The organism is Marinobacter sp. es.042 (assembly GCF_900188315.1).
GTDB lineage: Bacteria > Pseudomonadota > Gammaproteobacteria > Pseudomonadales > Oleiphilaceae > Marinobacter.
This window is the reverse complement of record NZ_LT897781.1, coordinates 121,708-142,459: the sequence shown is the minus strand read 5'-3', so window position 1 is coordinate 142,459 and position 20,752 is coordinate 121,708. Positions and strand designations below refer to the sequence as shown.

Annotated in this window: 18 protein-coding genes; 11 read left to right on the top strand and 7 right to left on the bottom strand. The window is 58.4% G+C overall.

What is annotated here, in order from left to right; all coding sequences use genetic code 11:
* Positions 1-2: 2 nt before the first annotated feature.
* Both urtB and urtA read right to left on the bottom strand, forming a co-directional pair.
* Positions 3-1,601, bottom strand: coding sequence for an urea ABC transporter permease subunit UrtB (urtB, locus tag CFB02_RS00710; RefSeq protein WP_088556460.1), 1,599 nt, complete (start codon positions 1,599-1,601; stop codon positions 3-5).
* A gap of 95 nt (positions 1,602-1,696) precedes the next feature.
* Complete coding sequence (gene urtA, locus CFB02_RS00705) at positions 1,697-3,004, bottom strand: urea ABC transporter substrate-binding protein (protein ID WP_088556458.1); 1,308 nt, start codon at positions 3,002-3,004, stop codon at positions 1,697-1,699.
* A gap of 347 nt (positions 3,005-3,351) precedes the next feature.
* Between urtA and atzF the strand changes: the two genes are divergently transcribed.
* The 7 genes from atzF (at position 3,352) to CFB02_RS00670 (ending at position 10,617) form a co-directional block, all read left to right on the top strand.
* Positions 3,352-5,181 carry an allophanate hydrolase gene (gene atzF / locus CFB02_RS00700; protein ID WP_088556457.1) on the top strand — a complete coding sequence of 610 codons (1,830 nt, stop codon included), beginning with the start codon at positions 3,352-3,354 and terminating at the stop codon, positions 5,179-5,181.
* Positions 5,182-5,219: 38 nt separating this feature from the next.
* The gene (locus CFB02_RS00695) at positions 5,220-5,912 is read left to right on the top strand and encodes a GntR family transcriptional regulator (protein WP_088556456.1); all 693 of its coding nucleotides are present in this window, start codon (positions 5,220-5,222) and stop codon (positions 5,910-5,912) included.
* 468 nt (positions 5,913-6,380) lie between these two features.
* The gene (locus tag CFB02_RS00690) at positions 6,381-6,650 is read left to right on the top strand and encodes a ComEA family DNA-binding protein (RefSeq protein WP_088556454.1); all 270 of its coding nucleotides are present in this window, start codon (positions 6,381-6,383) and stop codon (positions 6,648-6,650) included.
* 151 nt (positions 6,651-6,801) lie between these two features.
* Positions 6,802-7,581: a (Fe-S)-binding protein gene (locus CFB02_RS00685; RefSeq protein WP_088556453.1), complete on the top strand. Its 780-nt coding sequence runs from the start codon at positions 6,802-6,804 to the stop codon at positions 7,579-7,581.
* A complete protein-coding gene (locus CFB02_RS00680) occupies positions 7,578-9,017 on the top strand; it encodes a LutB/LldF family L-lactate oxidation iron-sulfur protein (RefSeq protein ID WP_088556451.1) in 1,440 nt (479 codons plus the stop codon). The genes CFB02_RS00685 and CFB02_RS00680 overlap by 4 nt, the downstream gene beginning before the upstream one ends.
* Positions 9,014-9,667, top strand: coding sequence for a LutC/YkgG family protein (locus CFB02_RS00675; RefSeq protein ID WP_088556450.1), 654 nt, complete (start codon positions 9,014-9,016; stop codon positions 9,665-9,667). Before CFB02_RS00680 ends, CFB02_RS00675 begins: the two co-directional genes overlap by 4 nt.
* Complete coding sequence (locus CFB02_RS00670; protein ID WP_088556448.1) at positions 9,664-10,617, top strand: DMT family transporter; 954 nt, start codon at positions 9,664-9,666, stop codon at positions 10,615-10,617. The genes CFB02_RS00675 and CFB02_RS00670 overlap by 4 nt, the downstream gene beginning before the upstream one ends.
* A gap of 6 nt (positions 10,618-10,623) precedes the next feature.
* On the opposite strand, the gene gloA is transcribed toward CFB02_RS00670, so the two are convergent.
* Both gloA and CFB02_RS00660 read right to left on the bottom strand, forming a co-directional pair.
* A complete protein-coding gene (gene gloA, locus CFB02_RS00665) occupies positions 10,624-11,172 on the bottom strand; it encodes a lactoylglutathione lyase (RefSeq protein WP_088556446.1) in 549 nt (182 codons plus the stop codon).
* A 354-nt stretch (positions 11,173-11,526) separates the two neighbouring features.
* A complete protein-coding gene (locus CFB02_RS00660) occupies positions 11,527-12,663 on the bottom strand; it encodes an alkane 1-monooxygenase (protein ID WP_088556445.1) in 1,137 nt (378 codons plus the stop codon).
* Between the two features lie 251 nt (positions 12,664-12,914).
* On the opposite strand from CFB02_RS00660, the gene CFB02_RS00655 reads away from it, so the two are divergent.
* From CFB02_RS00655 to CFB02_RS00640, 4 genes are all read left to right on the top strand, one after another.
* Complete coding sequence (locus tag CFB02_RS00655) at positions 12,915-13,574, top strand: GntR family transcriptional regulator (protein ID WP_088556444.1); 660 nt, start codon at positions 12,915-12,917, stop codon at positions 13,572-13,574.
* A 97-nt stretch (positions 13,575-13,671) separates the two neighbouring features.
* Positions 13,672-14,730 carry a lysylphosphatidylglycerol synthase transmembrane domain-containing protein gene (locus tag CFB02_RS00650; RefSeq protein ID WP_088556442.1) on the top strand — a complete coding sequence of 353 codons (1,059 nt, stop codon included), beginning with the start codon at positions 13,672-13,674 and terminating at the stop codon, positions 14,728-14,730.
* Positions 14,727-16,970 carry a glycosyltransferase gene (locus CFB02_RS00645; protein WP_088556440.1) on the top strand — a complete coding sequence of 748 codons (2,244 nt, stop codon included), beginning with the start codon at positions 14,727-14,729 and terminating at the stop codon, positions 16,968-16,970. The genes CFB02_RS00650 and CFB02_RS00645 overlap by 4 nt, the downstream gene beginning before the upstream one ends.
* Before the next feature lie 103 nt (positions 16,971-17,073).
* Positions 17,074-18,021, top strand: a complete 948-nt coding sequence (locus CFB02_RS00640; RefSeq protein WP_088556439.1) for a YbgA family protein — start codon at positions 17,074-17,076, stop codon at positions 18,019-18,021.
* Positions 18,022-18,072: 51 nt separating this feature from the next.
* Here the strand turns inward: CFB02_RS00640 and CFB02_RS00635 are convergent, their stop codons facing one another.
* From CFB02_RS00635 to CFB02_RS00625, 3 genes are all read right to left on the bottom strand, one after another.
* Positions 18,073-18,804, bottom strand: a complete 732-nt coding sequence (locus tag CFB02_RS00635; RefSeq protein WP_088556437.1) for a YdiY family protein — start codon at positions 18,802-18,804, stop codon at positions 18,073-18,075.
* A gap of 21 nt (positions 18,805-18,825) precedes the next feature.
* On the bottom strand, positions 18,826-19,845 hold the full coding sequence (locus CFB02_RS00630; protein ID WP_088556435.1) for a rhodanese-related sulfurtransferase: 1,020 nt from the start codon (positions 19,843-19,845) through the stop codon (positions 18,826-18,828).
* A gap of 135 nt (positions 19,846-19,980) precedes the next feature.
* Positions 19,981-20,712, bottom strand: a complete 732-nt coding sequence (locus CFB02_RS00625) for a DsbA family protein (RefSeq protein ID WP_088556433.1) — start codon at positions 20,710-20,712, stop codon at positions 19,981-19,983.
* Positions 20,713-20,752 lie beyond the last annotated feature (40 nt).

Below are 20,752 nucleotides of genomic sequence, written 5' to 3'. Positions count from 1 at the left end.
ACTTAACCCTCCGCTGCCCGGCCTTTCTGGGGGAAGAGCCCCTTCGGCCGTTTCTGGATGAACAGGATGATGAACACCAACACGATGATCTTGGCGAGTACGGCACCGGCCCAGGGTTCGAGCAGCTGGTTGATGGTGCCCAGGGAGAGCCCGGCAATGAGCGTGCCCCAGAGGTTACCAACGCCGCCGAACACCACCACCATGAAGGAATCGATGATGTAGTTCTGGCCCAGGTTCGGGCCCACGTTGGTGAGCTGGGACAGCGCAACCCCGGCCAGACCGGCCACGCCGGAGCCGAGGGCAAAGGTCATGATGTCTACCCGGGTGGCGCGGATGCCCATGGATCGGGCCATGGCCCGGTTCTGGGTAACGGCGCGCACTTCCAGGCCCAGGCGGGTCTTGCGCATGATCAGCATCAGCCCGGCGAAGACAATCAATGCAAAGGCCAATACGTAGAGGCGGTTCAGGGTCAGCGAAAGCGCGTCGTTGATCACCAGGGAGCCGCTCATCCAGTCCGGCGTTACCACGGTACGGTTCTGAGGAGAGATCACGGTGCGCACCAGCTGCTGCAGGATCAGGCTGATGCCGAAGGTGGCCAACAGGGTTTCCAGCGGCCGGCCTTTGAGGTACTGGATGACGCTTCGCTCAATAATGATGCCGGCGGTGGCGGCAACCATGAACCCGGCGGGAATCGACAGGATCAGCGCCAGCCCGGGTTGGCCGGGAAAGAGTTGCTGCATGCCCCAGGTGGTGTAGGCACCCAGCATGATCAGTTCGCCGTGGGCCATGTTGATCACGCCCATAACGCCAAAGGTGATGGCCAGGCCGATGGCGGCGAGTACCAGAACCGAACCAAGGGAGAGGCCGAAATACAGGGTCTCGGCGGCGCGGTTCAGTTGGAGTTTCTGTTCTATGCTTTCGAGGGCCTTGGCGGCACGGTCGGCCAGCGCCTCGTTGTCACCTCGAACGGCTTCGTTCAGGGCTGCGCGGGCGCGGGGGTGCAGGCTGCCGGCGAGCACATCCACGGCCTCCAGGTTGCCCTCACCTACCCGGTAAATGGCAATGGCTTCTTCAATGCGGTTGCGTACGCCGGCGTCTTCTTCCTTCGCCAGCTGAGCTTCCAGCGGCTCCACCAGCGAGGCATCCACTTTACCCATCATGTCCTGTGCGGAGGCTTCACGCACATCCGGGTCTTTGGCATTCAGGTCCAGCATGGCGAGTATGCCTTCAAGCTGGCCCCGTATACGGTTATTGATGGCGACTCTGTCCAGCTCACGGCGGGACATTTCACCCATGTTCTCTCCGGTCAGCGGATCTGCGATTTCCCAGTCCCTGCCCCGGTTGTTCAGTACCAATACCACCTGCCCGGTGTCTTTTATCCGGCTCAGGCGGTTGCTTCCGTAGGCTTCGAGCCAGCCCCTGGCTCTTTCATCACCACTGCTGACAATGGCGTTAATCGCCTCTTCCACTTTGCTGGCCGGCGCCTCTGCCAGGTTGATCAGCAGAGCCTTGCCAGGGTCGTCTTCCTGCGCCGTTGCAGGTAGCGATAACAGGGAAAACAGGGCGATAAGCAGCAATGTGAGCGATCGGCAGATGCTCATGAGAGTGTCCTGTCTGTTGAAAACGTGTTGCGGGGCAACAGCCGGGGGCAACGTCAGCCACCCCCGGTTGTCCATGGTGCTATGCCACTATCGCCTTACTCGGCTTCAGCGGCCATTTCGCCCGCAGACGCGCCACAGGTGCCGGTTGCGGTGTTGAACGTTCCGCAGAACAACGGCTTGCGCCAATCTGCAATCATGTCCCGCGAACCAGGCAGGTAGTCAGACCAGGCATCGCCCGCGACCAGACCAGAGGTTTCCCAAACCACAGAGAACTGGCCGTTGTCCTGGATCTCGCCGATCAGCACCGGCTTGGTGATGTGGTGGTTGGGCATCATGGCGGCGTAGCCACCGGTGAGGTTGGGTACAGTCACACCGATGATGGCGTCTTTTACCGCGTCAACATCTGTGGTGCCGGCCTTCTTGACCGCTTCCACGTACATGTTGAAGCCGATGTAGTGCGCTTCCATCGGGTCGTTGGTAACCGCTTCATCATTGCCGGTGTGCTCGATCCACTGGTCGATGAAGTCGTAGTTGGCGTCGTTGTCCACGCTCATGAAGTAGTTCCAGGCTGCCAGGTGGCCAACCAGCGGGCCGGTGTCGATGCCGGAGAGTTCCTGCTCGCCCACGGAGAAAGCAACGACCGGGATGTCGGATGCAGCGATGCCCTGGTTACCCAGTTCACGGTAGAAGGGCACGTTGGCGTCACCGTTGATGGTGGAAACGACCGCGGTCTTCTTGCCGGCAGAGCCGAAGCGCTTGATGTCAGAAACAATGTTCTGCCAGTCGGAGTGACCAAACGGCGTGTAGTTGATCATGATGTCTTCCTTGGCCACACCCATGTCCATCAGGTAAGTCTCAAGGATCTTGTTGGTAGTGCGCGGGTACACGTAGTCGGTACCTGCTAGTACCCAGCGCTCGACACCGATTTCGTTCATCAGGTAGTTAACCGCAGGAATCGCCTGCTGGTTGGGCGCAGCGCCGGTGTAGAAAACGTTTTCGGAGGATTCTTCACCCTCGTACTGAACCGGGTAGAACAGAAGGCCGTTCAGCTCTTCCACTACCGGCAGTACGGACTTACGGGAAACCGAGGTCCAGTTACCGAAGATTACGTCAACTTTTTCCTGGGCCAGAAGCTCGCGGGCTTTCTCGGCGAACAGCGGCCAGTTGGAGGCGGGGTCTACAACAACCGCTTCCATCTGACGACCGAGCACACCGCCTTTGGCGTTTTGCTGTTCGATCAGCATTTCAACGGTGTCTTTCAGAACGGTTTCACTGATTGCCATGGTGCCGGACAAAGAGTGCAGAATGCCCACTTTGATCGGATCTTCCGCCGCCACGGAGTTAAAAGAGATGGAGAGAGCGAGTGCAGAAAGGCCAAGTTTCACGTGTTTTTTGAAGCTCATTATCGTCATCCTTTTCGTTTTTAGTCAGGTTGTGCCATTCGTCTTAAAACGCTTCCCTCCTCTGCATTAGCTGTTCCAGAAACCTCACATCTCACGTAAAAACAATGCTTTATCTAGTATACAAGGGCCATCTTCAGCCCCGAGAGTGCCCGGCGACCCTGAAACGGACACCTTCACGGCCCCCAATTGGTGCGGGCGCACCCTGCCCGGGCACTCCAGACCCCGGATGTGCTTCAAAGCAGCTCATAAATATCTGTTTTCAAGGCACTATCAAGAAAATCCCGCGAATGGCACAAGCATTGCGAAAGCACATGTATACAAGTTCATAATGCACATGAGGATATGCAATGCCTTCAACGCTTGGATGGACCATCAAGGACTGGCAGAACGCCTACAAAGAGGGCGCTACGCCCGAGTCATTGCTGGGTGAGCTGCTGACCGGCCTGGACGCAACAGACGTCGCCTGGATCTCGCTTCTGGATCAAAAGGGTTTGGATAAGGCGCTTGCCGAGCTGGAACTGCATCTCCAGAGCGCCGGTGGCGAGATCGACAACCTGCCCCTCTACGGCATTCCGTTTGCCGCGAAGGACAATATTGATGCGGCAGGATTCGAGACAACCGCGGCCTGCCCGGCCTTTGCCTACACCCCGAAAGAAGACGCCACCACCGTAGCCAGACTCAAGGCCGCCGGCGCAATCGTCATTGGCAAAACCAACTTGGACCAGTTCGCGACCGGGTTGGTGGGCACTCGCTCTCCCTACGGTGCCGTGCCCAACAGCTTCAAACCGGACGTCGTGAGCGGCGGGTCCAGCTCCGGTTCGGCTTCCGTGGTGGCAAGAGGCCTGGTGCCTTTTGCCCTGGGTACCGACACCGCCGGCTCCGGCCGTGTGCCTGCCGGGCTGAACAATCTGGTGGGGCTGAAACCAACCAAGGGCCTGTTCAGCATTCGCGGCGTGGTGCCGGCTTGTCGTTCACTGGATTGCGTGTCCATTTTTGCGCTCACCGTGAATGACGCCGGGCTGGTCTCGGATACCATGGCGGGTTTCGACGCCGACGATGCGTTTTCTCGCAAGCCCCCCTACGCGCTGCCTCTGGATGGCGCCGCCCTGCGCCGGCCCGGCCCCATCAAGCGGCTGGCGATTCCTGAACACCCGCAATGGTACGGCGATCAGCAGGCGGAAGCGGCCTGGAACACCGCCATCAGCCAATGGCGTCAGCAGGATGTGGAACTGGTCCCGCTTGATTTCAGCCCTATGCTGGAACTGGCCGCGCTGCTTTACGAAGGCCCCTGGGTGGCTGAACGTCATGCGGCGGTGGAATCGTTCATGGCCACCCACGGCGATGATATGAATCCGGTGGTTAAAGGCATCATCAGCAAAGCCGGAAACTTCAGTGCTACCGATACCTTCAAGGCCCAGTATCGCAAGGAAGAGCTGCAGCGCCAGATCGACCAGCTGCTGGCTGAGGTGGATGCCCTTTTAGTGCCCACCGCACCCACGGCGCCCACGATCGAGGCGGTAAACGCCGATCCGGTCGTCCTCAACAGCCAACTTGGCACCTACACCAATTTCGTGAATCTGGCCGAAATGAGCGCGCTGGCTATTCCTGCCGGCTTCCGGGACGACGGCCTTCCTTTCGGCGTTACCCTGATCAGTGGCGCCTGGAAAGACGCTGAGCTGCAACGCCTGGCCTGCCAGTGGCTGAATTCCCACCCGACACCCCTGGGCGCTACCGGCAAAGACCGCCCCGAGGAGACACCCGGGGCCGCCATTTCCACGCCCACCATCAAGGTGGCTGTTGTCGGCGCCCATCTCAGTGGCATGCCATTGAACACGCAGCTCAGCGAGCGCTATTCGGTACTGCTTGAGCAAACCACAACGTCTGCCAACTACCGGCTGTTCGCCCTGCCAAACACCACACCGCCGAAGCCCGGGCTGAAACGGGCGGCCCCTGGCGAAGGCAGGGAAATCATTGTGGAAGTCTGGGAAATGCCCGCCTCGGCTTTTGGCTCCTTTATAGACCTGATACCCGCTCCGCTGGGCATTGGTAACGTAGAACTGGCCGATGGCCGATGGGTAAACGGTTTTATCTGCGAGGGCTACGGTTTCGAAGGCGCAGAGGACGTGACTGAGTTCGGTGGCTGGCGCGCCTATATCGCCTCAAGAGCCAAAAAATAACGGGGCAATCTGGCGCCCTAAGAGGGAAAACGGAGCCAATGGCAAACCCTAGACGAAAAGAGTCCGTGGCAGACAGGGTGTATGAGGCCCTGAAAGCGGACATCTTCGAGTTCCGTCTGATCCCCGGTGACAGATTCAGCGAGGGGGATGTAGGAAGCCGTCTGAACGCCAGCCGGACCCCGGTTCGGGAGGCGCTCTACCGTTTGCAGCGGGAGGGCCATGTGGAGGTGCTGTTCCGCAGTGGCTGGCAGGTAAAGCCATTCGATTTCCAGCAGGTGGAGGAACTCTATGACCTGCGCATCACCCTCGAACGGGCGGCAGTGCACAAGATCTGCAACCTGCCTGAAGAGCCTGAAGCACTGCGAACCCTGGTAGCCCTCTGGAACCCGGACCATCCATCCGAGCGCGCGGTGGGCAGCACCGTCAGGATGTTGGACGAGAGCTTTCACTGCGATCTGGTGGCCGCTGCCGGAAACCGGGAGATGACACGAATTCATCGTGAGATCACCGACAGGCTGAGAATTGTGCGGCGCCTGGACTTCAGCCGGGACGAGCGTATTGATGCCACTTACGTGGAGCATGCCGCAATTCTGGAGGCACTGCGCAACGGGCAGGCAAGCGAGGCGGCGGAACGTCTCACCCGTCATATCCGTGCCAGTCAGAAGGCCGTGCGGGAAATCACCATGGAGCGAATCCGTGAGGCGGCTGCTGCACACCGCAATGAGCAATAAATTGCCTCTCAGGCCCAGTGAAAGCGGGGTCAGATGAAAATTTCATCTGACCCCATGTTACCCGCATGCTTACATACCTGTAAGACATATCGTACAAACCATGGAGCGATTCTCCGATAGGTAGGAATTCGAACCACAGTAGAATGGTCAGTGTCAGGGATGACAAGCCAGCAAGGAACGTTGGCTCAAGGATGAGAACTCCAGGGAAGAGCCCTCCGCGGCTCGGGAGTTGCCCGAAGGATCAGGGCTTACAGGGATGATCACAGGGAAGACGCGCTCAGGATGAGTCGCACGCCTGAGGGAACAGGCAGGGGTCAGCCACGGAATCGGGGATCACAAGGAATGTGGTCCCGTCCGTGCACTCCCCATCCCCAAGACATTTCTGCTCTCTTCTTACATTTCGCTTCAGCTGCTTTGCGCCCCTGGCACAACACCAATAACGCAAATTTGTCTCAGGAGCTCAATTACATGAAGCGCACACCGCTTTTCGCCACACTTGTTCTGCTGTTCAGCCTGGTTACCGGTTTTGCCTACGCCCAGGACGCCGCTATCAACATCAACACCGCCGATGTGGCTACCCTCGCCAGCCTGAACGGCATTGGCCAGAGCAAGGCCGAAGCCATCGTTGCCTATCGCGAAGCGAATGGTCCTTTTGCGGTTACCGCAGACCTGACGAATGTGAAGGGCATTGGCGAACGTACCATCGAGAAAAATGCCTCGCGCCTCACCGTGAAGTAATACCCCGGGCAGTGGCGCGCTGCCGCTGCCCCTCTTCTTTCTGAATCCCCCTCCTTCCTCTTTCCGGCTGCCCATAAAGTCGTCTGGCAACACCGCGCTCGCCACCCTATTATTGCTGGATAACAATTCAAAAACCGTTGAGCACCCGCACATGGTTGATCCGATCAAGGTTTATCCTGCAAAACCCGCGAAAGTCTATTTCTACGGCACCTGTCTGGTGGACATTTTCTACCCCGATGCGGGCATTGCCGGCGTGGAACTCCTGGAACGTGAAGGCATTGAGGTGCTGTTTCCCCAGAACCAGACCTGCTGTGGCCAGCCAGCCTACACCTCCGGTTACCACGACCAGGCCCGATCAGTAGCCAGGGCCCAGCTCGACCTGTTCCCCGGCGACTGGCCCATTGTGGTGCCATCCGGCTCCTGTGGCGGGATGATGCGCAAGCACTACCCCGACCTGTTCAAGGACACCACGGATGAGGTGAAAGCCGCTGAGGTTGCGGGCCGGGTCTGGGAGCTGACGGATTTTCTGCTCAATGTGTGCCACATCAAACTTGAAGACCTGGGTGAGCCTACCACCGTGGCCATGCACACCTCCTGCTCCGCCCGCCGGGAAATGGGCGTGGCCGAAGTTGGACCAAAACTGCTGGGACAACTCAAAAACGTGAACCTGGTAGAGCAGATCCGGCCGGAGGAATGCTGCGGTTTCGGCGGCACCTTTGCGGTTCGCCACCCGGAGATTTCCAGCGCCATGGTAAGCGAGAAGGTGGACGCACTGGTGGATACCGGCACCCGGCAGTTTGTCACTACCGATTGCGGCTGCCTGATGAACATCGCCGGCTACGCCGAGAAGAACCAGAAGCCTGTTGAAGGCCAGCACATTCTCAGTTTCCTGTGGTCGCGCACCCAGGGCAAAGGGGGGCAGCAGTCATGAGTGAGACAGCCGAGCACACTGGCCATCACATCGACGTAAAACAATTCCACCCGCGGGCTCAGGCGGCCATTCACGACCCCAAGATCCGCAAGAATTTCCGCAGCGCCATGGACGGGCTGATGTCCAAGCGCAAGACGGCGTTCGAGGGCTGGGATCTGGAAACCCTCCGTGATCTCGGTGCCAACGTCCGCCTCCGCGCCCTGGCCAATCTGCCAGATTTGCTGGAGCAGCTAGAAAAAAAGCTGATCGAAAACGGCATCAAGGTGCACTGGGCGGTGGATGGTGATGAGGCCTGCCGGATTGTGCGGGATATCTGCAAGGCCCGGGATGCCAAGACGGTGATCAAGGGGAAATCCATGGTCTCCGAGGAAATGGAACTGAACCATTACCTTGAGGAACAGGGGATCGAAGCCCTGGAATCAGACCTGGGCGAGTACATCGTGCAGTTGGCGGATGAAACGCCATCGCACATCATCATGCCGGCGATTCATAAGAACACCTGTGAGATCTCCCAGTTGTTGCACGACAAAACCGGCACGGATCTCTCCAACGATGTGGAATACCTCACCGCCAGCGCCCGCCAGCAGCTGCGGGAAAAGTTTATGAATGCTGATGTGGGCGTTTCCGGGGTTAACTTTGCGGTGGCCGAAACCGGCACACTTTGCCTGGTGGAGAACGAAGGCAACGGCCGGATGACCACCACGGTGCCCAAGTGCCATATTGCCGTTACCGGTATCGAGAAAGTGGTGCCGAGCATGGAGGACGTCTCTGCCCTGCTCGCCCTGCTGACCCGGTCTGCCACCGGCCAGCACATCACCACCTACTTCAACATGATTTCCGGCCCCCGCAAGGCCGAGGAGCTGGACGGGCCAGAAAAAGTGCATCTGGTGCTGGTGGATAACGGCCGTTCGTCGATCTACCAGGACGACGAGCTGCTGGACACCCTGCGCTGCATCCGTTGTGGCGCCTGCATGAACCACTGCCCGGTGTACACACGGGTAGGCGGCCATGCCTATGGCACCACCTATCCGGGGCCCATCGGCAAGATCCTGATGCCGCACCTGATTGGCCTGGACGAAGGCCGGCATCTGCCCAGCGCCTCCAGCCTGTGTGGCGCCTGCGGTGAGGTCTGCCCGGTGAAGATTCCCATACCCGATCTGTTGGTGCGGCTGCGCCAGGAATCGGTGGATGGTGACAAACTTCATCCGGCCAAGGTACGCGGCCACGGGGCCAAGCGCAGCTCCATGGAAGCGATGATCTGGAAAGGCTGGGCCTGGATGCATGCCAGCCCCGGCATTTACCGATTTGGCACCGGTACCGCCAGCAAATTCAGGGCGTTGCAGCCCTCGAAAGCCGGCGCCTGGACCGATTACCGCACGGCGCCCAAACTGGCGGCCAAAACCCTGCACCAGCGGATGAAGGAGCGTGGCCAATGAGTTCCCGGGAAACGATTCTTCAGCGTCTTCGCAATCGCACCGGCGGCGAACTGACGGTGCCGGAATGCGACTTTTCTGTTCTGGTACGGGATGACTGGTCGACAAAGGAGCGGATCGAGCGGTTTGAAAAGATGATCGAATCGGTTCACGGCGAGGTGCACCACTGCACCGAAGACATGTGGATGGATCGCCTGGCCGAGCTGCTGAACACTCGCGGTGCCAGGAATCTGCTGATTCCGAAGCAGCACGAAATCGGCCAGGCCCTTCGCGATGCCGGCCGTGACGATCTGCCGGAACTGTTAATCTACGACGAACCGATCGAAAGCTGGCAGGCGCACCTGTTCAACGAGGTGGACGCCAGCATTACGTCCACCCGCGGCGGTATTGCCGAGACCGGCTCGCTGATCCTGTGGCCGAACGAGGATGAACCCAGGTTGATGAGCCTGGTACCCCCGGTGCACATTGCCGTGCTCAAGGCCTCGGAGCTCTATACCACCTTCCATGAAGCCATGAAGGCCCAGAACTGGGCCGCTGGCATGCCGACCAATGCCCTGCTAATCTCAGGCCCTTCCAAAACCGCCGACATCGAGCAAACCCTCGCTTACGGTGTTCACGGTCCCAAAGAGCTGATTGTGTTGATTATTGAATGATCCAAGGCGCCCTGTTGATCGCCCTGGCTGCCCTGCTATGGGCGACCACGGGCATTGTTGCGAAATTTCTGTTTACCGGTACCGAACTGCAGGCCATTACGTTGGGCTTCCTGCGACTGGCCGTGGCCTTGCCGTTTTTCTGGCTGCTGATGCGACGGGAGCAGGCGCGCCTTGAGCGGGCCAATCCGGGGGCTAAAGTGCCCGGCAGTTCCTTACGAAGCCTGACCCGCCAGAGCCTGATTCCGCTGGCCGCCCTTGGCCTGTTCCAGGCGTTCTATCAGGGCAGCTACCTTCTGGCCGTGGACCTCACCGGTGCCGGCATCGCCACCCTGATCACGCTCTGCCTTCCGCCAGTGCTGGTGGCAATTCTTGCTGCGCCTCTTCTGGGAGAGAAGCCCAGCCTTTTGACGGTTCTGTCGCTGTTTGCCGCCATCGCGGGAACAGGCATGCTGGTTCTCAGCGATATGGACACCACCGGTACACTTCGACTCGCGGGCATTCTGGTGGCGTTACTGGCCGCCTGTGTGTACACCGGTTTCACGCTCACCAGCCGTTACAGCTCTGCCGGCACTCCGGTGTTCACCACGGCGTTTATCTGTTTCTTCACGGCGGCGCTGATTCTGTTGCCGGTGGTCGCCCTGTCTGGCGGATTCGAGGGGCTGGAAACCCTTGGTATCGGGCACTGGCTGATGGTGGTTTATGTGGGGGTGGTGCCAACCTGTATCGGGTATGTGTGCTTCTTCACTGGCATGAAGACGACACCGGCTACGCTTTCGAGCATCATCGTGACTCTGGAACCGCTGTTTGTGGCACTGCTGGCGTGGGTGTTTCTGGAGGAGATTCTGGGGCCGATTGGTATTGCGGGGGCACTGATACTGACCGCAGCGGTGGTGGTGGCCTCCCGCTACGGCCGTAAACCCGCAGCCGGCCAGGAGGCCGGTGCGGAGTAAGGAAGATCAGTCATCCTTGCGCTGCTTCTCAAGCATGTCCGGCTGCAGGATTTCAATCCAGTAGCCGTCCGGGTCTTTTATAAAGGCCAGGCCTTTCATCTTGCCGTCGTCCGGCTTTTTCACAAACTCCACACCGAGCTTTTCAAAGCGGTCGCAGGCGGCGTAAACGTCTGGCACCGCTACGCCAATGTGGCCAAAGCCCTGGGGCTCGTCGTTTCCGTTGTGGTAGGCGAAGTCGTTGTCGTCTTCGGTGCCCCAGTTGTGGGTCAGCTCAAGCATGGCTTCGCGGCCGAAGGTGTAGGTGGTGCGGTGGGCATCGTCCTGCGGCACCAGGCCGGCCTGACGATCATCAAGGTAGCCAAGGAAATACAGGGTGAACTTCATTTCGGGGAAGTCCAGTTTGCGAACCAGGCGCATGCCCATCACTCGGGTGTAGAAGTCCATGGAGCGCTCGGGTTCCTTGATGCGCATCATGGTCTGGTTGAAGACGTAACCTTCGGTTTCGGGAACGGGTTCTTCGTGTAGGCCAGGGGCCTGTTCGAAATGCTTGGGCATGTTGGTTTTCCCTTTTTTTTCGCAGGATTCAGAGGTTATACCTGTGTGCGTTTGAGGGGGATTTCAAGGGCGTGAAAAAAGACCCCGGGGCCAGAGACGAACCGCCGGGGTCTTGAGGGCCGGTTTTTTAGGCCGGCGTTTCTTCAGAGACGCTCTGAAGCTTTTGTGGCCTATCGGTTCAGGCCGATCTGGGTTTGGGGGCTGGCCGAGGCATGAGGGGTAATTTCTTTCGGGAAGCCGAACTCGCTTTGCTCAGACATTCGTTTCCCTGCAGAAATTACCCCTCATACCCCGGCCGGCTCACTTTGTTGCCGGCATCTCGTTTGGGCCGCTTGGGGGGTTTGCCCGCAGACATTATGCCAACTGGTGTTCTTCTCCTTCGTAATAAGCCTCTACCCTTGGGTTCATTACCCGCCGCCAGAGTGGGGGGAACATTGCCAGGACGATCATTGCGGAGTAGCCGGCCGGGAGCTGGGGGGCTACGTCGTGGTGACGGAGGATCTGGTAGCGGCGTTTGGCCCAGGCGTGGTGGTCGCTGTGGCGCTGCAGGTGGAACAGGAAGACGTTGGTGAGGAAGTAGTTGCTGTTCCAGCTGTGTTCGGGGCCGGTGCGTTCGTAGCGGCCGTTTTCGAGTTTTCTCCGGTGCAGGCCGTAGTGTTCGAGGTAGTTGACGATTTCCAGGAGGGTGAAGGCGATGAAGCTTTGGCCCAGGAAGAAGACGGCGCCGAGCCAGCCGAAGGCGATGGTGAAACCAGTCAGTGCCAGGGCGCTGATGCTGTACCACCAGATCAGTTCGTTGCGCCAGCTGAGGGCTTTGTGGCCTTTGCGTTGCAGGCGTTCGGCTTCCAGTTTCCAGGCATTGAGGAAGTTGCGCATGTAGGCCTGGGGCAGGAAGTTGTAGAGGGACTGGTTATAGCGTGACGAGGAGGCGTCTTCCGGGGTGGATACGTGTACGTGGTGGCCGCGCAGGTGTTCGACCTTGAAGCCGGCGTAGCAGACCAGTGACAGCAGGAAGCCGCCAGCCCGGGTTTCGAGTTTTTCGTCTTTGTGGATGAGTTCGTGGGCGACGTTGATGCCGAGGCCTCCGACGATGCCGATGGAGACGATCCAGCCAATACTGCCCACCAGGCTGAAGGTGCCGGAAGCCAGTTCCAGCATGCTCCAGACCAGTAAGGCTGCAAAGCCTGCCACCCAGCCCAGGGTAATCGCTTTATAGAACCGTTCGCCGACCATCCGCGGCACGTCGGTCTCTTCATCCGGGTTCAGGGAATCCTTGCCGAGCAGCATGTCCAAGACAGGGATGATCCCGAAGACGACCACGGGGACGCCCCAGGAGAAAAGGTTTACCAGATCAGTGGCCTGGCCGGCGGCCAGCAGCAGAGGCGGCAGCAACAGGGGCACCATGGCGATCAGGTAGCTGTACTTCTTGAGGGTCAGCAATATTCGCCGACGGGTGGCCTCGCGATTTACCGATAACTGCGTTGTGCTCATTGGGTTCTCTCCATCAAATGCTTGTTGGTGAAACTCTGATCACCTGTTTTTTTTGCATTATTGTCCTACAATACATCAGTCGTCAACCGTTCGGGATGAGTTTTTTTGGCAATTGTCAGGAAGTCCCCGTGGATCAAGGCGTTGTGACTGTCAGACTCGGAGGCTGTGATAAACTCATGCGCACACATTCCCACTCCGGCCGGATATCCGCAGCAGCCGACCGGTTTTTAAGACCTGTTCAGAGAGCCTTTATGGATTTTCAGGTGCCGAACACTCTGGCCGAGCAGATTGCCAATTACCTGGCAGAACGGATCATGACCGGGCAGATTCGGCCCGGTGAGCGGATTCAGGAAGCCACGCTGGCGGGTGAGCTGAAGGTCAGCCGGGCGTCAGTCAAGGAGGCTCTTTACACCCTGGAGCGGTGGCACCTGGTGGAGATCACGCCCCGTAAGGGTGCTTCGGCAACCCGTTTGGACGCGGCCCACGCGTCGGAGCTCTACGACGTTTATATGCACTTGCTGATGATGATGGCGGTGCGTTTGTGCGAGCGCTGGCAGGAACGCGACAAGCCTCTGGTGCTTGGGGCGGTGAGCAAGGTTGTTGAAAAGATAAACGATGGCTCTGCCGACATCTCCGGGGTGGTTGAGGCGAGTTTTGGTGTGATGGATGCCTGTTGTGAGGTGGTGGGGAACCCTTATCTCACGGAGGCGCTGTCGAATTTCAAGCCGGCGGTCAGTCGGGCCTATTATCTGAGTGCCGATCGCTATCGTCGGGGTTTGACGCAGACCAGTGAGTTTTTTGCCAATCTGCCACAGGCTGTTCTGGCGCGGGATTCTGATAAGGCGCAGGCGTTGATTCGGGAGTTTGCGGAGCACCAGAAGTTGCTCATTCAGCAGGCTCTGGCTTCTTAGGCACAATCTGACCAGCCCTGGATCTCGTGCACTGAGACACTGGACACCGACCACACCCTACCCTGTAAACTGCCCGTCTCACTCTGACGGGCAGCCCATGACTGACTCCACTGAAACCAGCTATTCAAAGCGCGCTTCAGGAAAAAGACTGGCGATGTTCAGTCTGTTGTTTCTGGCGCTCACCGCTGCCGGGCTGTATACCGTTTACCATCTGTTCGCCGAGCGCACCCTTACTTTCGATACCAGGCTGATCGCTCCGGGAACCCTGTTATCGGTAGCTGGCCTTTTGCTGGTTTATTTCATCTCGGATGGCCTTCGGCTCTATTTTACCCTGAGGGCCCTGGGGCACCGGCTTCCCCTGCCGGCCATGGTGCGGCTGGTGTTTATCAATCTGTTCTTTTCCAACATCACGCCGATGGCAACCGGGGGCGGTTTCGCCCAGATCTGGTTTCTGAGCCACCATGGCGTTCCGATTGGGCGTGCCACGGCTGCGACCACGATCCGGACGATCCTGGCGGTGCTGTTCATATTCTCGCTGACACCGGTATTCCTGCTCACACTCAAACCCCTGGACGGCAATTCCATTACTGGCGATATCGGCACCGCTCTGGCAGTTCTGATCGTGTTGTACCTCGGCTTTTTCCTGGTTCTCCTGTTCCGGACCTGCTGGCTGATCGCCCCCCTGACCCGGCTGCTGAGCACCGCGCGTCGGCTCCGTCTGATCAGTGAACCCCGCCATCGGCGCTGGCAGTTCAAGGCGCGCCGGGAGATGCTGCGGCTGTCACGGAGCTTTGGTGATTACCTGCGTGGTGCTCCGGTTTTCGTCTGGCTGTCTATCCTGTTCACCGCCCTGTTTCTGCTCAGCCTGTTCAGCTTCCCGGCGCTGCTGATGCACAGTCTGGACTACAGTGTTGACTATGTGATGTCCGTGGGCCTGCTGGTTGTGACCACCTTCGTGATGTACTTCTCGCCCACGCCCGGCGCCTCAGGCATCTCGGAGGGTGTTTTCGGGAGCTTCTTCCGGGATATCCTCTCGGGAAACCACCTGATACTGGTCATTGTCTGTTGGCGCCTGTTAACCATTTACCTCGGCATGATCATCGGGTTGGTAGTGCTACAGAAGGAACTCGTTGCCAATCGCAGGAGAGCCGGATGATTTTCCGCAACCCACGCAAGCTGCTGTTTTACCTCTGTCTTCTGGTGGTGTTTTTGCTGGTTGGCTACAAAACCTACCTGAATCTGTTCACGGAAGATTTCGAGGCGGTTCATACCGAGCAGGTCGAGCGAATTTATCGTGAACTTGAACCCGGTGGGCCGTTCAGCTTTGCGGTGGTGGGCAACATCAACAACTCGGTGGGAATCTTCGAAGACCGCATCATTCCGGAGCTGAATCGATCCGGGCTCGATTTTCTGGTTTCGGCGGGGAATGCGGTCAGTGGTGGCGGCGAAGACAAGTACCGGGCGCTTTACGGCACCCTGAGCCACCTGGAGATCCCCTACCTGCTCACCTTCGGTGCCCACGAGTACGAGGATTTTGGCAGTTTCCGATTCTACGATCACTTCGGCCCGCACTTCTTCAGTATCGAGGCCGGCAACAGCCGGCTGATTTTCCTGGACAGCACCGGCAAAACACCCTGGCGCTGGCAGATCCGCTGGCTGAAAGACCTGTTGGCCCAGGACACCTCCCGGGCACGGATACTGTTTATTGGCCACCCTCCCCTTCATCCGGACGAGAATGCCCCGTTCGATCAGAAGGACGATTACCTTGCGCCCCCCGAGTTCCGGGATGCCCTGCTGGCGGCAATCAGGGACCATGGCGTTGACCGGGTATTTTCTGCCAATCTTTCGCTCTATGCCGAGGAGCAGATAGGTGACACCACGTTTGTGACGACCGGCGGTGCCGGTGGCCTGGTGATGAACAATGACACCAGCTTCTATCACTACGTGCGGGTGAACGTGGACGCCGACGGCGAGGTAAGCCACAGCCTCCAGCGCCTGAAGGTGGGCCAGCACCCGATCCTGAAGCGCCTGGAAAGCCTGTGGTTCTTTATCTACTCGCTGTTTTATACCGGGTATCTGAACTTTATTCTGATCGTCGCCGTGTTTGCGGCCATTGCGATCAAGCTGTACGGCGCCATTTTCATCGGCAAGGATTATTACCCGGACTACGACCTGGACCCCTCGCCCTGGCTGGACAAACCGATGCGGGTGGCCATGTTTACCAACAACTACCTGCCCTTCATCGGCGGGGTACCCATTTCCATTGAACGCCTGCGCCGGGGCCTGGAAGCGCTTGGCGATAAACTGCTGGTCGTGGCGCCCCGCTACAAGGGGCAGCCGGAAACCGAATCCCACGTTTTGCGAGTGCCCTCGCTACTGGCAATGGGCGAGAAGCGGGAATTCCGGCTGGCCAATATTTTCCTCGGGCGGATTCGCAAACGGGTACGGGCGTTCAAGCCGGATATCATCCATCTGCACCATCCATTCTGGCTGGGGTCGCTGGGCCTGTTTGTGGCTCGCACCATGAATATCCCGGCCATATACACCTACCATACCCGCCTGGAGCATTACGCCCACTTCGTGCCGCTGCCGGGCATGCTGTTCCGGAACCTGATTTCCCACGCGCTGATCAAACGCTTTGCCAACAAGTGCGACGGTGTGATCGTGCCTACGTACTCCACGGAGGAATACCTGCGGATGATCGGGGTTAAAACACCGACCTTCGTGCAGCCTACCGGCATTGAATATCACAAGTTCCAGGAGGTTCAGGAGAAGGACGTCGAACAACTCCGGGAGAAGCTGAAGCTCAGGAATGAGAAAGTGTTTGTCAGTGTTTCCCGGCTCTCGAACGAGAAAAACATCGACTTCATGATTGAGGCCATTGATGCCCTGCGGCGGGAAACCGATGTGCCCTTCCGGTTCCTGATGATCGGCGATGGCCACCAGAAGGATCGCTTGCAGAAGAAGATCGAAGACCTGGGACTTCAACAACACTTCACCCTTGTTGGTGCCGTGCCGCCGGACGAAATGGCCATCTGGTACCGACTGGGGGATGCCTTCCTGTTCGCCTCCATCTCCGAAACCCAGGGCATGGTGATTCTGGAGGCGATGGCTGCCGGTTTGCCGGTCGTAGCGGTTCGCTCCAGTGGCATTGAAGACGTGGTCCGACACGGATTCAACGGCTTCAAGACGCCGGAAAAACAGGACCAGTGGCGGGCGCAGGTCAAAAAACTGTTGGAAGACGACGAGCTGCGCGAAAAACTCTCCGAACAGGCTCTGGAATTTGCCAGTGACTACTCCGTAGAGCAGTTCGCCCATGACGTTCGCACCATTTACGCCACCACACTCGCCATGGCCGCGAAGAAACGAAAAGGCTCGATAATCCATCCTGAATAGGTGGGGTTACAGTTTTCCGCAGCGGCCTGATCGGGCTAGACTGAATTCACGTATTACAAAGACAGTTTTAGCTATAAGACCTGGTTAATTATCGGAGACTAACGTGAGCGGCATCCCCGTCGGAATCAGCACCTGCCTGCTGGGCAAGGAAGTTCGCCATGATGGCGGCCATAAACATTCCCGTTACTGCACCCAGGTGCTCTCAAAACACTTTGATTTCCGCTCCATCTGTCCGGAGCTGGAAGCGGGCCTGGGCGTTCCACGCCCGGCGATCCACCTGCGCGAATACAGTGATGGCCTGCGCCTGATCGAGACCAAGGGCGCTGCGGACCACACCGACGCCATGCAGGGCTTTATCGAACAGGTGATGCCGACCCTGGCAGACCTTCGTGGTTACATCCTGATGGCCAAGTCCCCCAGCTGTGGCATGGAGCGGATCAAGGTACACAACGAGGATGGCAATGTAACCCGCCGGGATGGCCGGGGCATGTTTGCCGAGGCGCTGCTGAAGGCCTATCCGCTGATGCCGGTGGAGGAGGAAGGCCGACTGAATGACAACATGATCCGGGAGAATTTCGTTGAGAGGGTTTTCGCCTACGACGACTGGATGCAGAACGTGGCCGGAGACAAGCTCTCGGCCAGGGCGCTGATTGAATTCCATACCCGCCACAAGTTCCAGCTTCTGGCGCACTCCGAAAAGATCTACCGCCAGCTTGGTCCGATGCTTGGAGACCTGAAGTCCGAGCCGTTGGAAGACATTGCTGAACGCTATATCCACCAGTTCATGGAGGCCATGAGCAAGAAGGTGAGACGGGGTTCACACATGAACGCCATGCAGCATCTGATGGGCTATCTCAGGAATTCCATGGGCGATGAAGACCGCAAGGTGTTGATGGAGCAGATGGAAGCCTACCATCGTGGCGAGGTACCGCTGGTGGTTCCCATGACGCTGCTGCGTATGGCCCAGAGAAGGGAGCCGGTGGATTACCTGCATGCGCAGCAGTATTTGACGCCCTACCCAGATGAGCTGGGGCTGCGGAACAACGTCTGAAGATAAAGTTGGGGTCAGATGAAATTTTCATCTGACCCCGAATTCACGCAGTTAGAAACCGTACAAAAGCGAGAGTGACGTTTCGGTGTCGGTGTCTTCAGATCCTGCGGGCGGATCCGACAGATGCTTGACCCGGAAAGCCGCCTTCATGGAGAGGTTCCCCACCACGTTCGCCTGCAGCGACGTTTCCGATTCGGTCACCGTGTTGTTCTCATCCAGGCCGATTTCCGTGCTCAACTTCTGGCGGAACAGGGAATTTTCCGAAAGGGCGTAATCAAACTGGCCAGCAAGGCGGGCGATGGCCTCTTCCTCGGTGTCCTCGCCTTCGGCATTCACCATATCCAGCTTGTTATACCGATAACCGACACCGGCTGACAGGTCGAGGAAGGACCGCTCACCAGAGTTCCAGACCCGGTTGCCGTAACCCGTGGTTACGGTTGATTCGAAGTCGTAGCCGGAGAAGCGATCGTCTTCATAGGAGCCACGGAGAAACCAGTACTGGTTCTCGGCGAACTTGTAGTCGGTCTCCAGGGCGGCCTGATATTTCTCGGCAGTGGTTTCGTCTTCGGTCTCGGAATAGTTGGTGCGGAATTCGCCGGTGTTGCGCCAGGTTTCGACTTCATGGACCAACCCCAGGCGACCCTTGATGTTAGTCTCTTCGGTATTGCCCGAGGTGATCAACACACCCAGTTCGGTTTCGCCCTTCCAGTTATCGGCGTCCTGCGCGCTGGCAAAGGGCGCGATAACAACTGCGGTAATGGCTACAGCCTGTCGTAAATCCATGAAGTCTCCTTTCTGGGTTGGTCAGGCCCCGTCGGTGCTTCTCGCCCTCTCGCCATCCAGGCTTTTCCGGGCCTGACGTTCTCTTTCAGCCTTTTTCCGCGCCTTGCGCTCGGCAATGATGCGCGCGGCTTCCCCGCCCACGTGGGCTTCGCCCCGCTCCTCCGCCAGGCGCATCTGGCGTTCACGCTCGGCAAACCGGGCTTTCTGCTCTTCGGTCAGCGAATCGATGCACTGATGGCAGCTCACACCCTGTTCATACTCGGGGCGCTGCTTGTCTTCTTCCGTAATCGGCCTGCGGCAGGCATGGCACTGGTCGTAATCGCCACGCTCCAGCCGGTGGTTAACCGTTACCCGGTCATCAAAAACAAAGCACTCTCCGTGCCACAGGCTCTGCTCTTCCGGTACCTCTTCCAGGTATTTCAGGATGCCGCCCTTGAGGTGATAAACCTCTTCGAAACCCTGCTCCTTGAGATAGGCGGTGGATTTCTCGCAACGGATACCGCCTGTGCAGAACATAGCCACCTTCTTGTGCTTCGAAGGATCCAGGTTCTGCTTCACGTATTCCGGGAACTCCCGGAAGGTATCCGTGGCCGGATTGACGGCATTCCTGAAGGTGCCGATTTCCACTTCGTACTGGTTGCGGGTATCCACCAGCACCACGTCCGGATCGGAAATCAGATCGTTCCACTCTTTTGGATCCACATACGTGCCAACAATCCGCTTCGGATCGATACCGTCCACACCCATGGTGACGATCTCTTTCTTGAGCTTCACTTTGGTGCGTTTGAACGGCTGGATGTCCACAAAGGACTCTTTGTAATCAATGCCGTCGAACCGCTCGTCGCTGGCGATCCAGGCTTTCACGGCATCAATGCCTTCGCGGCTGCCGGCAATCGTGCCGTTGATGCCTTCGCGCGCCAGCAGCAAAGTGCCATGCACGTCTTTATCAAGCATCAGATCCAGCAGCGGCTGGCGGAGGGATTTGTAATCACTCAGGACTGCAAACTTGTACAGTGCGCAGACAACAACGTTGTTGCTCATCATGTTCTCCTGCGGGCCGGACCGTAAATCCGGAGCATGGTTTCGGGGTTCATCTGAGGCGGGAGCCTGAGAGGGCGCAAATTTTAACCAACTCAGGCTCACGATCAAGTGCGGGGTTACCCGGGGCTCAACAGGTCACTCCGCCCCATTGGCCAGTTCACGTTCAACTACAGCAGAGAGTTGCCCCCAGCCGGGACGTGTCAGGCGGATGTTATCCACCAGAACCGTCGGTGTACTGGTGACTCTCAGTTGCATGGCCACCTGGCGGCTCTGTTCGACTGCTTCACGGTGCAATTCCGTGGTCATACAACGGCGAAAGCGACGCTCCTCCAGGCCCAGATCACCGGCGTAGCGGGTAAAGGTGGCAACCGGATCGTTTGAACCACTCCACTCGGTCTGGGAATCGTAAAGGCGTTCGTGCATGGCCCAGTAGGCGTCCTGGTCTCCGGCACAGCGTGCTGCCTGGGCGGCTGGCATGGCGTTCTGATGCTGCTGCAACGGCAAATCAAAGTAGACAAAGCGAACCTTGCCCGCAGCCACATACTCTTCCTTCAACTGCTTGCTGGCAGAGGCAAAGTTGCCGCAGGCGGGGCACTGGTAGTCAGCAAATTCACGCACCACGACCGGTGCATCCTCGGGACCCACGGAGACACCGAACTGGTCCAACTGGGCGGGGAAGTCCTCGGCATTCGGAGCGGCCACAGGCAGCCCGTCAGACGTGGGTTTTGGTGGAGCGGTCAGGAAAAATACGCCAAGAAGCACTGCCGCAAGCGCAAGCAGTCCGATACCCGCATACAAAAGCTTATTTGATTTTCCTTTTTGGGGCGGCGGCGCACCGGTTTCCTTGCGACGTTTTGCTTCACCCATGGAGGGACTCCTTATTGTGTTTCTGGTTTCCGGAATTAAT

What these genes read in the sequence shown, in the direction of transcription:
- CFB02_RS00685 (WP_088556453.1), top strand. Translation starts at nt 6,802, where the DNA reads ATGGTTGATCCGATCAAGGTTTATCCTGCAAAACCCGCGAAAGTCTAT.
- CFB02_RS00690 (WP_088556454.1), top strand. Translation starts at nt 6,381, where the DNA reads ATGAAGCGCACACCGCTTTTCGCCACACTTGTTCTGCTGTTCAGCCTG.
- CFB02_RS00645 (WP_088556440.1), top strand. Translation starts at nt 14,727, where the DNA reads ATGATTTTCCGCAACCCACGCAAGCTGCTGTTTTACCTCTGTCTTCTG.
- gloA (WP_088556446.1), bottom strand. Translation starts at nt 11,172, where the DNA reads ATGCCCAAGCATTTCGAACAGGCCCCTGGCCTACACGAAGAACCCGTT.
- atzF (WP_088556457.1), top strand. Translation starts at nt 3,352, where the DNA reads ATGCCTTCAACGCTTGGATGGACCATCAAGGACTGGCAGAACGCCTAC.
- CFB02_RS00695 (WP_088556456.1), top strand. Translation starts at nt 5,220, where the DNA reads ATGGCAAACCCTAGACGAAAAGAGTCCGTGGCAGACAGGGTGTATGAG.
- CFB02_RS00655 (WP_088556444.1), top strand. Translation starts at nt 12,915, where the DNA reads ATGGATTTTCAGGTGCCGAACACTCTGGCCGAGCAGATTGCCAATTAC.
- CFB02_RS00630 (WP_088556435.1), bottom strand. Translation starts at nt 19,845, where the DNA reads ATGAGCAACAACGTTGTTGTCTGCGCACTGTACAAGTTTGCAGTCCTG.
- CFB02_RS00680 (WP_088556451.1), top strand. Translation starts at nt 7,578, where the DNA reads ATGAGTGAGACAGCCGAGCACACTGGCCATCACATCGACGTAAAACAA.
- CFB02_RS00635 (WP_088556437.1), bottom strand. Translation starts at nt 18,804, where the DNA reads ATGGATTTACGACAGGCTGTAGCCATTACCGCAGTTGTTATCGCGCCC.
- urtA (WP_088556458.1), bottom strand. Translation starts at nt 3,004, where the DNA reads ATGAGCTTCAAAAAACACGTGAAACTTGGCCTTTCTGCACTCGCTCTC.
- urtB (WP_088556460.1), bottom strand. Translation starts at nt 1,601, where the DNA reads ATGAGCATCTGCCGATCGCTCACATTGCTGCTTATCGCCCTGTTTTCC.
- CFB02_RS00625 (WP_088556433.1), bottom strand. Translation starts at nt 20,712, where the DNA reads ATGGGTGAAGCAAAACGTCGCAAGGAAACCGGTGCGCCGCCGCCCCAA.
- CFB02_RS00670 (WP_088556448.1), top strand. Translation starts at nt 9,664, where the DNA reads ATGATCCAAGGCGCCCTGTTGATCGCCCTGGCTGCCCTGCTATGGGCG.
- CFB02_RS00660 (WP_088556445.1), bottom strand. Translation starts at nt 12,663, where the DNA reads ATGAGCACAACGCAGTTATCGGTAAATCGCGAGGCCACCCGTCGGCGA.
- CFB02_RS00675 (WP_088556450.1), top strand. Translation starts at nt 9,014, where the DNA reads ATGAGTTCCCGGGAAACGATTCTTCAGCGTCTTCGCAATCGCACCGGC.
- CFB02_RS00650 (WP_088556442.1), top strand. Translation starts at nt 13,672, where the DNA reads ATGACTGACTCCACTGAAACCAGCTATTCAAAGCGCGCTTCAGGAAAA.